Source organism: Acinetobacter schindleri CIP 107287 (assembly GCF_000368625.1).
Lineage (GTDB): Bacteria > Pseudomonadota > Gammaproteobacteria > Pseudomonadales > Moraxellaceae > Acinetobacter > Acinetobacter schindleri.
This window is the reverse complement of the sequence record NZ_KB849572.1, coordinates 1-11415: the sequence shown is the minus strand read 5'-3', so window position 1 is coordinate 11415 and position 11415 is coordinate 1. Positions and strand designations below refer to the sequence as shown.

General features: G+C 38.4%; 11 protein-coding genes. 5 read left to right on the top strand and 6 right to left on the bottom strand.

Annotated features, from left to right (window positions below; translation table 11 throughout):
* Positions 1–113 precede the first annotated feature (113 nt).
* Positions 114–1550: a MobQ family relaxase gene (mobQ, locus tag F955_RS00185; RefSeq protein ID WP_004889521.1), complete on the bottom strand. Its 1437-nt coding sequence runs from the start codon at positions 1548–1550 to the stop codon at positions 114–116.
* A 209-nt stretch (positions 1551–1759) separates the two neighbouring features.
* Between mobQ (F955_RS00185) and F955_RS00180 the strand changes: the two genes are divergently transcribed.
* The 3 genes from F955_RS00180 (at position 1760) to F955_RS00170 (ending at position 3922) form a co-directional block, all read left to right on the top strand.
* Positions 1760–2026, top strand: coding sequence for a mobilization protein (locus tag F955_RS00180; protein WP_151725796.1), 267 nt, complete (start codon positions 1760–1762; stop codon positions 2024–2026).
* A gap of 14 nt (positions 2027–2040) precedes the next feature.
* Positions 2041–2349: a hypothetical protein gene (locus F955_RS00175; RefSeq protein WP_001061745.1), complete on the top strand. Its 309-nt coding sequence runs from the start codon at positions 2041–2043 to the stop codon at positions 2347–2349.
* Between the two features lie 247 nt (positions 2350–2596).
* A complete protein-coding gene (locus F955_RS00170; RefSeq protein ID WP_002083777.1) occupies positions 2597–3922 on the top strand; it encodes a protein kinase domain-containing protein in 1326 nt (441 codons plus the stop codon).
* Positions 3923–3997: 75 nt separating this feature from the next.
* On the opposite strand, the gene F955_RS00165 is transcribed toward F955_RS00170, so the two are convergent.
* Positions 3998–4309 (bottom strand): BrnA antitoxin family protein, encoded by a 312-nt coding sequence (locus tag F955_RS00165; RefSeq protein WP_004889528.1) that lies wholly within the window; start codon positions 4307–4309, stop codon positions 3998–4000.
* Entirely contained in the window at positions 4296–4583 is a 288-nt protein-coding gene (locus tag F955_RS00160; RefSeq protein ID WP_000438824.1) for a BrnT family toxin, read from the bottom strand. Before F955_RS00160 ends, F955_RS00165 begins: the two co-directional genes overlap by 14 nt.
* Positions 4584–5093: 510 nt before the next feature.
* Here F955_RS00160 and F955_RS00155 point away from each other — a divergent pair.
* Positions 5094–6581, top strand: a complete 1488-nt coding sequence (locus tag F955_RS00155; RefSeq protein WP_004889525.1) for a SulP family inorganic anion transporter — start codon at positions 5094–5096, stop codon at positions 6579–6581.
* 12 nt (positions 6582–6593) lie between these two features.
* Entirely contained in the window at positions 6594–7445 is an 852-nt protein-coding gene (locus tag F955_RS00150; RefSeq protein WP_002115246.1) for a universal stress protein, read from the top strand.
* Positions 7446–7744: 299 nt separating this feature from the next.
* Here the strand turns inward: F955_RS00150 and F955_RS00145 are convergent, their stop codons facing one another.
* The 3 genes from F955_RS00145 to mobQ (F955_RS00135) all read right to left on the bottom strand — a co-directional run bounded on the left by F955_RS00145 (position 7745) and on the right by mobQ (F955_RS00135) (position 11326).
* The gene (locus tag F955_RS00145; protein WP_223182242.1) at positions 7745–8296 is read right to left on the bottom strand and encodes a plasmid replication DNA-binding protein; all 552 of its coding nucleotides are present in this window, start codon (positions 8294–8296) and stop codon (positions 7745–7747) included.
* 60 nt (positions 8297–8356) lie between these two features.
* Entirely contained in the window at positions 8357–9280 is a 924-nt protein-coding gene (gene repM, locus F955_RS00140; protein WP_004811812.1) for a replication initiation protein RepM, read from the bottom strand.
* A gap of 609 nt (positions 9281–9889) precedes the next feature.
* Positions 9890–11326: a MobQ family relaxase gene (gene mobQ / locus F955_RS00135; protein WP_004889521.1), complete on the bottom strand. Its 1437-nt coding sequence runs from the start codon at positions 11324–11326 to the stop codon at positions 9890–9892.
* Between the last annotated feature and the right edge of the window lie 89 nt (positions 11327–11415).

The window sequence follows — 11415 nt, the reverse complement described above, 5'->3', positions numbered from 1 at the left end:
GTTCGCACCCATGCGGGATGCTCTGTAGGGTAGGTGATTAATGGATAGGGAGCTTGTAATCAGGGAAAGGGATGGGCAAATTTTCTCAGTTCGCTCGTAGACACTCGCTCTGTTTAGCGACTCATGCCACGAGATTTCATTTTAGGCGCATGTTGCTGTGCTTTGAGTTGTTGTTCTTGTCTGAGTTTCATCTGTTGTTCTGCTTTAATCTCATCCACACATTTTTTAACGATCTTGTAGGACTGGTAGAGGGTCTGGTATTGCTTGGCTTTCTCCGGATGCTGTTTTTGATATTTCTTCCAGGCATGTTCCTTGAAAGCATCATTTTGCAGTAATTCCTTCACACCATGTTTTTTCTGGTGTTCATGCTGACCTTTCAGCTTTTTGTGTTCCTGATAAATCTCGTCACGTTGGGCTTCCCAGGCTTTTTTTCCAAACAGTAAGGGTTTGTTCTGGGTTAATTCGTTGTGTTGATCGACCAGGCTTTGTAATTTGTCATGACTTTGCTTGAGTCCGCTTTTCACGATCTCCTGGGCGAGCTGCTGATTGAACTCGTTTTGATGTTTGTGTTGCTTGCTCAGGGTCTTTTCGGCCTTCTCTAGATGCTGCTGCATGAAATCCAGGTCTAGATTCGCGTCTTTTGCGCTGATTTCGCGTTTTAATACTTTGCCAAGGGTTTCCCTCTGTTTTTCTTCAAACAGGGCTTTTTCGTCAATTGGTGGCGTTTTAGCACTATTTTTGATTTGGATCTGCTGTTCAGTTTTTAGTGTATTGAGTTTGATCTCATTTTCAGCAATCAGCAGATCCATATTTTTGCCGTATTGCAGCTGAGCCTGATTTCTCTGTTTGATTTCGTCATTGCTTCGGCTGATTTCGGTCTTAATCCCTTTTCGGCGCAGTTCGGTGACTTTCGGCCCTTCGTGCAGCGTGGCTTCTAAACCATTCTCCTGGTCTTTGTAGCTGCGGTGGTCGACTCGGGCAGTGTATCCAGCCAGATCCAGGTGCATATTGCAGATATCGGCAAAGTGTTCGCGCCAGTGTTCGATTTCTCCACTGTGTTTCTGATCCAGTTCCCGGGTTTTCTCTGTAAAACCTTCTGGCGTAAGTTTACGTGTGCTCATTAGGATATGGGCGTGATAATTGCGCTCATCACTGCCGGATCCGGTATGCGGTGCATGAATACAGGCATCGACTGCTACCTGATGTCTTTCCACGATGCTGGCACATAATTCTTCGAGCATGGCCAGACGTTGTTCCTGGTTCAGTTCACTTGGAAAGGCAATTTCAAATTCCCTAGCTACAGTCGAGTTTTTTCGGGTTTCCCGTTGTTCAACTTCGTTCCAGAGTTTTTCTCGATTCTTTAAATGTTCCGGTGCGCCTTCTGGTAAATAAATTTCTTTGTATTCCACACCAGTTTTTCGGCTGTAGTCATGTTCTCGGCCTTCACGTTCACAATAGATCTTTTCACCTGCCCGATAGGCAATCGCAGCAGTGGCGGAACGTCCTGCTGATCGTGCTACGGTTTTGACTGAAAAGTGGTAAATCGCCATGCCTATTTTTCGCTTTTAAATTTTCACGTAGTGAAATACAACCGTGGATACGGTTGTCGGGGTATTGGGGAGACCCCAATCGGACTTGCGAACGAAGTTTGCATAAGTGCGCTCTTCGAGGAAAACATTACTATACATATAGCACCTTGAATGCATATTCAAGTGCGCTTATGTTAGGGATGGTTTCCCAGGATGATGGTATTGGATTAATGAGCGTTACTGAAACACTAGACAGCAAAATTAAAGCCCAGGAAGAAAAGCTGAAACAGCTTAAAGCTCAAAGACAGGCAGCACTTGCAAGAGAACGTGCTAAAGAGAAAGAACAGGCTCGTAAAGATGATACTAGACGCAAAATTCTAATCGGATCTTGTATGCTAAAAATCACTGAAGAAGATGAACAGGCACGGGCTAAATTGATCGCTCAGATGGACCGGTATTTGACGGATGAAAGAGACAGAAAGTTATTTAATCTTTAATGTAGAACTCTAATATGAATAATTTATCAATAACTTCTCCCAAGGCTCCCTTGATTAAATCTTGGTTTGGTTTTGTCTTAGGTGCAGCATCTGTTGCTATAAGTCTCTTTGGCTTATCCAAAAGTTTTGATTTAGCCGGAATTTTAAGTACTTTGGGTTTTTTATGTTTTTGGTATCCTTGGAGTCAAATGACTGGTTGGAAGGATCCAATAAAGAACTTTTTCAAAGTAGATGATCAATCAATGAGTAAATCATGCATCTACTTAACATTGATCGCCACAATACTACTTATAACTTCTACCGTGATAACTTTTATTAATTAAAATTCTAGGAAATATCCATTCATTTGGCTTTATACAAAGTGAGGTTTTTACCTCACTTTTTTGATTGCGTATATGAGATTTTATGTTAAATAAATGTTTAGAAGATTCAGGAACAAGACCTCTAGTATAATGTGTATTCTGTTAATTTTAGATTCAATTTTTTTCTATTATTAAAATACTTTAGCAGTATGTTTTTTTATTTAAAAAATAAATAAAATCAATATTTAAGTAAATTTTGGAACTCTACATGCAAGTGTTTGATCAAAGGTTTGAAGTAGTTCGTCTATGTAGTGACAATGGAGGCATGGGGTTAGTCTTATTAGTTAAAGATTTGACAGGAGAATATCAAGGAACTCTTGCTTTAAAATATTGTAGAGAGACTAGTGAGGAATATTTATCGCGCTTTAAAAGGGAAGTCCGTTTAGTCAGTAAATTTCAAGGTAATGAAAAAGTAGTTCAAATATTACATTATAATTTTGAACACTCTCCTCCATATTTCGTTATGCCATTTTATGAGCAAGGGGATTTATGCAAGCTTCATACAATATTAGCTAAAGATCATATTCAGCAAGAAAAGATTATAAATCAGATGATCGATTGTATTAGCGAATTGCATAGTGAGGGTATTTATCATCGGGATATCAAACCTCAAAACTTCTTAATTAATGGGGATCATATTGTTGTATCTGATTTTGGATTAGGTTTAGAGCCAAATTCAATTTCTAGATTTACTGTGAGTTCTGATTCTTGGGGGACTCATGGATTTCTTCCTCCAGAATTCCAAGATAATGGTTTTAAATATGCAGATGCCCAAGCTGATATCTTTATGTTAGGAAAAAGTATCTATGCATTATTAACCAATATTGACCCTACTTACTTTAGACAACATGAAAATATACATAGTTCATTACAATATGTATTAGATAAAGCATGTGCTCCTACAAAAGATAGACGTTTTAGTAACTTAGCGGAAATGAAACAAGCTATAGAGCTCAGCTTTGATGTAATATTAAAAAGAAGAGGAGCATTGGCAGAGGCTCAGGCACACTTAGAATTTATTAAAAATTTATTGAAATCAGAAGGGAGATACGAACCTAGTCAGATTAAACAGTTTGTAGATCAAATGCTTCATCTAGATGATGATGACCTATTCAAAGTTATTGAAGAAATATCTAGACCTACCTTCTTTAAAGTTTTATCTGATCCAAACCTGCAAAATACTTTGGGGGACTTCCTCAATCTTTATGAAAAATTTGTAGAGTCACAACACTATGCTTGGGCATTTGCTGAAACAATAGCTAAAATAATGCATATATTGATTAACTCAAAAGACGTTAACTTAGAGAATAAAGTTAAGGCCTTAGATTTAGCAATTAAATCTGCTGTATATATGAATAGATATGCTGCTATGGAAACTTGTGCCAATATTATTAAAAATATTGATAATGAAAATTTAGCGGAAAGAGTCGTTAATGTAATGCGTGATAACCAAGAGACGTTTGTTGATGATATAGAACGTAGTGCGTGTAAATCAGAAAATATTAGAAATTATTTGGAAGTGATTTCTCGTTAATCACTATTAAGTAAAAATTTTTAATATAAATTTCTTCTATTAATTTAAGAATGGGAGCTTAAGCTCCCATTCTTATTAATGATTTTTTAAATCTTTTAACATTGCTTCACGTAGAATTTTATTCATGCGTGTCTGATAGCCTTTCCCTTGTGCTTTTAACCATGCAAGTACATCAGCATCAAGACGAACAGAAGTTTGTTGCTTCACTGGACGATAAAATTGCCCATGACGAACTGCCTTACTCCAGTCGGTGATTTCAGGAATATCAGAAAGATCTAATTGATCATCAGGTACAGTTCCCTTAGCAAGTAGGCGTTCAATTTCAGCATCTTGCTTGTCGCTGAAACTTTTATTCAGCTCTTTGCGTGTATATCTAACCATGCTCATATTGATTTCGCTCCGCCTTAGTTACCTGTCTTGCACTAATGATTCGTATGATTTCACAGTCATCTTCGTCAAAGATAGTGTGAGCTACTAGTAGCATTAGTACGCCTTTTACTTTTCCAATGGTTTGCCAACGTTCTTCACCATCGGTATGTCTGTCTTGGATTGAGATCCTCAGTGGATCTTCAAAAACAAGGCTTGCAATTTCGAAAGAGATATCATGCTTTTTCTGATTCTTTCGATTCTTAGCCTCATCCCATTCAAAATACTGTTCCATAAAAAACATTCAAATTTGTATATACAATAATGTATCATAAAATTGTATCTCTCAAGTTGAGAAGCGTAATTTTTAGTCAAAATTATTGGCAAAACATTCCAAAACTGCTCATAAAAAAGCCGACTTGTTTCAAAATCGGCTTTTCGGTCATTTTTAGATTTTTCTGGTTTTATTAAGTGTTTGATAATTATATTAATATACAAGTGTACTTCGTATAACCACCATTATGTTAAATGGACATAAATCAATTCTAAAATTATCTATGATCATTCTTACTTTTACTTCAGTACTGCGGTTAGGGTGGATAGAAAAGGGCCTAACTGCTATCATTGCCCCCGAAACCCTCCAAAATAGATATCTTTCTTAATATGACACTTACGCCACCATAAGTTTATTTATCTCTTAAAACAGTAAATAACTCATCACTGTCTAGTGATGTGGTGTAGTAGCTTGTGTGTCATATATCACATCACTAGCCTTTCCTAAAATTTAAAAAAATAGGCTATTTTCATGTTATCCACTATTCGAGAACAATGGTTCTCCAATATTCGCGGGGATGTTCTTGCGGGTATTGTTGTTGCTTTGGCTCTAATTCCTGAAGCAATTGCCTTTTCAATTATTGCAGGTGTCGACCCTAAGGTAGGGTTATATGCTTCATTCTGTATTGCCGTGGTGATTTCTTTCGTAGGCGGTCGTCCAGGGATGATTTCTGCTGCAACTGGTGCTATGGCTTTATTAATGGTCACACTGGTTAAAGAGCATGGTCTGCAATACTTATTAGCAGCCACAATTTTGACAGGATTTATTCAAATCCTAGCAGGCTATCTAAAATTAGGTGCATTGATGCGCTTTGTGTCAAAGTCGGTTGTGATTGGCTTTGTGAATGCCTTGGCTATTCTAATTTTTATGGCCCAATTGCCTGAACTCACCAATGTGACATGGCATGTCTATGCGATGACAATTGGTGGTTTAGCCATTATTTATCTATTCCCCTATATCCCAGTAATAGGCAAGCTTTTACCCTCTCCCCTCATCTGTATTGTACTCCTCACGCTCTTTGCCTTGTTCATTGGTTTAGATGTAAGAACCGTAGGTGATATGGGGCAATTACCAGATACTCTTCCAATTTTCTTGCTTCCTGATATTCCTTTAAATCTTGAAACTTTAGCTATTATTTTGCCTTATTCACTGGGATTAGCAGCCGTCGGTTTGCTTGAATCTATGATGACAGCAACGATTGTCGACGATTTAACAGATACCACCAGTGATAAAAACCGTGAGTGTAAAGGACAAGGCGTTGCCAATGTCGCTTCAGGCTTCTTAGGCGGAATGGCAGGCTGTGCCATGATCGGTCAATCAATTATTAATGTGAAATCTGGTGGTCGTACCCGTTTATCTACCTTTAGTGCGGGGGTCTTCCTGTTAATTATGGTGGTGTTTATCAGTGACTGGCTCAAAGTCATTCCAATGGCTGCACTGGTTGCCGTAATGATCATGGTTTCAATCGGAACATTTAACTGGGATTCACTGCGCAATATTCGCCAATATCCCTTCTCTAGCAATATCGTAATGATAGCGACAGTGGTTGTGGTTGTTGCCACACATAACCTGGCTTATGGCGTATTAGTCGGTGTTCTTCTTTCTGCATTATTTTTTGCTAACAAAATTGAACGCTACATGGTAATTCAGTCCGAATTTAATGAACCTGAAAGTACCCGTACTTATACGGTGACGGGTCAAGTGTTCTTCAGCTCGGCAGATAAATTTACGTCTGCATTTGATTTCAAAGAAGCACTTTCAAAAGTTGTGATTGATGTTAGTCAGGCTCACTTTTGGGATGTGTCTGCGGTCGCTGCCGTAGATAAAGTGGTCATTAAGTTTAGACGTGAAGGAACAGAAGTCGAACTGATTGGAATGAATGAAGCCAGTAAAACGTTAGTCGATAAGTTTGGTATCCATGATAAGCCAGATGCTTTAGATCGCTTAAATAGCCACTAAGAGGGATGAATTATGTCAAAAATTATTGCATGTATTGATGGATCATTAGCAACAAATACCGTTTGTGATTATGCAGCTTGGTTTAGCGATAAATTGAATTCACCTCTTCAGTTATTGCATGTCATTGATAAGCCAAAAGCGAAAGCACCACAAGATTTAAGTGGTGCAATTGGTCTAGGAAGTCGAGAAACCTTGCTAAACGAGTTGGTTGAACTGGAAGAACGTAAGGGGAAAATTGAGCTAGAGCATGGCCAAATTCTTCTTCGGGAAGCAAAAAACTATCTATTGGAGAAGTTCTCTATTGATGCTCAAAGCTTTCAACGCCATGGCAGTCTTTTAGAAACAATCATGGGAATGGAAGAGGATATTCGAGTTCTTGTTATGGGTAAGCATGGAACTGAAACCGAGCACAATTCCAGTAAAGTTGGAACCCATATTGAAAATGTTGTTCGTGCTCTTCATAAACCCGTGTTAATCACATCCTCACCGTTTAGTCCACCTCAGTCATTTTTAATTGCTTTTGATGGAAGTCCTACTGCACGTATTTGTGTAGACAAAATTGCAAATAGCCCTTTATTAAAAACCCTGACAGCTCATGTGGTATATGTTGGTAAGCCAAATAGTGATATGACATCACAAGTCACTTGGGCAAAAGAGCTACTTGCAAATAATGGTTTTGATGTCATTGATAGTGTGCTTGAAGGTGATGTTGAGAAATCTATATTGGATTATCAAGAAAAAAACGTTATTGATATGATTGTGATTGGTGCATATGGTCATTCAAAGATACGCCAGTTTTTTATTGGTAGTACGACGACCAAATTGTTATCAAGTTCTACAAAACCAGTATTATTACTAAGATAATTTTTACAAGATAAAGGGATAGTTAAAAACTATCCCTTTTTTAGAATTTCTAAAATTAACATAATACACCTTATACGAAATGCGTTATAATTCCACTTAGAAATCAATGCTGTAGTTTCTAGTTGATAGCCCGAACATCCCTGTTCGGGCTTTTTTTATCTTTTTTAGTGTTCCACGCTTAATAAATAAGCAATGTTCCACGATTTTATTCAGTTTCAATAAACATCATCCGGTTTTTTGAGGAGTCATTATTTCATTGCTGGCAATGAAATTGGCTCATCAAAAAAGTGGAGTGCTGGCTAACCATAAGGAAGGAAGAAACGGCTCAGGAAGCCCCTTTTTTTAGGTTCAGGCTCAATATGTTCAGGGATAGGGATCCGTTTGTTCTCAGGAGTAGTCAATCCGTCATAGTTTGATTCATCCTGTGACCGAGGATCTGTTGCTATATTCGAATTAGTAGATTCATTTAGCTGATTAATATTTTCTTGTTTTGGCTGTTCTAAGGTGCCTTTAAACTCAATTCTGTGAGTAAGATCTTCAATATGTTGCATCAAAGACTTTTCTCTTTGATTTGCTAAATCTAACTGATTTTTGAGTAAAGAAATCTGATCTTTTAATACATTTTCAACTTCAGATTGAACGTGTACCTGTACATCCTTCTGAACTTGTTCAGTGCGTGTACTGGACTGAACACTGATTGGATTGCCATAAACTCTAATAAGTTCCGATAAGTCTATAAGACCATCATGATCTCTTGATAATTCACCATTTTTTAAAGCCTCATATATTGTTGTACGTGATTTTTTAAAGGCTTTACTTGCGTCCATGACGCTGAATTTTGTTGTGTTCAATGTAATCCCTCAGTGCGTGTACAAGGATGTTCGTGTGAACATCCAATCTGAACATGAAGTTTATTTTGTATTAAAGCCTACTTTCTTTAGATAGGGGAGTAGTTCTTCAAATTTTTGTGGATCTCGTAGCATTTCAGAAATTCGAACTGCAAATTGTGAGTAGCTTTCAGTACCTTGAGAATATTTATTCATATCTGGAAGCTCAGATAATTTACTGGCAAAAAGATGACACTGTGCATCGGTAAATTTTGAGAAAATCTCAAGAGCAGTTTGCTCTTTAGTATGAGCTATAACGACTTTTTTCAGTTTAAAGGTGAATGAAAAACCAGAAATATTACGTCCCTTTTTATGTTGCTGACATTGGACGTTAATATCCGTATGTTCATTAATTTGAGCAATAGCTAAATTTAATACTCGATCTTTAAAATTTCCCATTCTTGTATATTCATCATCAAGAACGCCTATTTTTTGTCTGAACTCTGCAAGTTCAATAATAGGAGTTTGACCCGTACTGCGCCAAGCAATTAATAATTCATATAATCGCACAGCATAAGCGCTGCTGAGATTACTAATCTGTTGTAACTCATATTTAGTAAATTGTTCTTCTAAACGTGTAATAAGTGGCACGATTGCAGGGGCAAATATTAACTTTACTGTAGCTTCATCGTCGATATATCTAATTTCGCTGACCCAACGACTTAAAACATTCTCTACATTTCCTCTTTTATTAATTTCTTGATAGCTAAATTGACGTACAAATAGATCTTTACAGGCATCTTTTAACGCTTGGTAAGCTGTTTGTCTTGCAACATTAAATTGATTTACATAACTCTCAGCATGGACTTCTAAAGGGTCATTTGCATTGATTCCCCGACCACTATCTCTTGCTTCGACGATAGCTAATAAGATCAAACGTTGTTCTACTAAGTCTAAGTTATAACTCGCATTAATTAATGCATTGTCTTTAACTACTAAGTCCCGCATTCTATTTATCTACATTATTACTTATGAATATAAATCTATAATAATAAATATGTAGATTAATGCAAGGTAAACGTAGTTAAATCTACAAAAAAAATAATGTAGATTATTGGTAGGTAAACGTAGTCATATTGGTAGGTAAACGTAGTCATATTGGTAGGTAAACGTAGTCATATTGGTAGGTAAACGTAGTCATATTGGTAGGTAAACGTAGTCATATAAGCTCTAGAAGCCTTTATTTACAAAGACTTGAGCCTCTCTAAAAGCATTTAAAAGCTTAAAAATAATTAAAAGCCCAGGGAATGAAAAATTGCCCTTGGTTTTCGCTTTGCTCAAACTCTATTGAATCTCGCTTTCGCTCGATTCGTCGGGGCAATTTTTGGTTCATATTTTCGTGAATTTAAGAAAAAGCAAAAGCAAGATCAAAAGCAGCTCGGAATTCGCTTCGCTCATGAGCTTTTTTTCTCGCTACGCTCGATTTAGGAATCAAACTTGGAAAGTTCGCACCCATGCGGGATGCTCTGTAGGGTAGGTGATTAATGGATAGGGAGCTTGTAATCAGGGAAAGGGATGGGCAAATTTTCTCAGTTCGCTCGTAGACACTCGCTCTGTTTAACGACTCATGCCACGAGATTTCATTTTAGGCGCATGTTGCTGTGCTTTGAGTTGTTGTTCTTGTCTGAGTTTCATCTGTTGTTCTGCTTTAATCTCATCCACACATTTTTTAACGATCTTGTAGGACTGGTAGAGGGTCTGGTATTGCTTGGCTTTCTCCGGATGCTGTTTTTGATATTTCTTCCAGGCATGTTCCTTGAAAGCATCATTTTGCAGTAATTCCTTCACACCATGTTTTTTCTGGTGTTCATGCTGACCTTTCAGCTTTTTGTGTTCCTGATAAATCTCGTCACGTTGGGCTTCCCAGGCTTTTTTTCCAAACAGTAAGGGTTTGTTCTGGGTTAATTCGTTGTGTTGATCGACCAGGCTTTGTAATTTGTCATGACTTTGCTTGAGTCCGCTTTTCACGATCTCCTGGGCGAGCTGCTGATTGAACTCGTTTTGATGTTTGTGTTGCTTGCTCAGGGTCTTTTCGGCCTTCTCTAGATGCTGCTGCATGAAATCCAGGTCTAGATTCGCGTCTTTTGCGCTGATTTCGCGTTTTAATACTTTGCCAAGGGTTTCCCTCTGTTTTTCTTCAAACAGGGCTTTTTCGTCAATTGGTGGCGTTTTAGCACTATTTTTGATTTGGATCTGCTGTTCAGTTTTTAGTGTATTGAGTTTGATCTCATTTTCAGCAATCAGCAGATCCATATTTTTGCCGTATTGCAGCTGAGCCTGATTTCTCTGTTTGATTTCGTCATTGCTTCGGCTGATTTCGGTCTTAATCCCTTTTCGGCGCAGTTCGGTGACTTTCGGCCCTTCGTGCAGCGTGGCTTCTAAACCATTCTCCTGGTCTTTGTAGCTGCGGTGGTCGACTCGGGCAGTGTATCCAGCCAGATCCAGGTGCATATTGCAGATATCGGCAAAGTGTTCGCGCCAGTGTTCGATTTCTCCACTGTGTTTCTGATCCAGTTCCCGGGTTTTCTCTGTAAAACCTTCTGGCGTAAGTTTACGTGTGCTCATTAGGATATGGGCGTGATAATTGCGCTCATCACTGCCGGATCCGGTATGCGGTGCATGAATACAGGCATCGACTGCTACCTGATGTCTTTCCACGATGCTGGCACATAATTCTTCGAGCATGGCCAGACGTTGTTCCTGGTTCAGTTCACTTGGAAAGGCAATTTCAAATTCCCTAGCTACAGTCGAGTTTTTTCGGGTTTCCCGTTGTTCAACTTCGTTCCAGAGTTTTTCTCGATTCTTTAAATGTTCCGGTGCGCCTTCTGGTAAATAAATTTCTTTGTATTCCACACCAGTTTTTCGGCTGTAGTCATGTTCTCGGCCTTCACGTTCACAATAGATCTTTTCACCTGCCCGATAGGCAATCGCAGCAGTGGCGGAACGTCCTGCTGATCGTGCTACGGTTTTGACTGAAAAGTGGTAAATCGCCATGCCTATTTTTCGCTTTTAAATTTTCACGTAGTGAAATACAACCGTGGATACGGTTGTCGGGGTATTGGGGAGACCCCAATCGGACTTGC